Annotated in this window: 1 pseudogene; it reads left to right on the top strand. The window is 38.1% G+C overall.

What is annotated here, in order from left to right:
• Positions 1–247, top strand: a pseudogene (locus Q1A70_RS20695) (mobilization protein); the annotation flags it as partial.

Raw genomic sequence — 247 nt, 5'->3', positions numbered from 1 at the left:
CGCTCCATCAACAAAAAATAGAAAACGTGATTACTTTCTTAAAGCAAGAAGGGTATTCCGACATCACCAACTTAATGCTACTCCTGCAATACAAAGATCGCGCTCCACTTGATCGCTTGCTGAACAAATTGATTCAACAAGGCAGTATCATTAAGCATGAACTTATTCTCATGGATGGAAAAATAAAAATCTCTTTATGGGGCATTACTGAATTTGGAGTAACACAATACATTCAATCCCCGACCGA

It is taken from the genome of uncultured Vibrio sp., assembly GCF_947488985.1.
In the GTDB taxonomy this organism is placed as follows: domain Bacteria; phylum Pseudomonadota; class Gammaproteobacteria; order Enterobacterales; family Vibrionaceae; genus Vibrio.
This window is presented reverse-complemented; position numbering and strand designations above follow the sequence as displayed.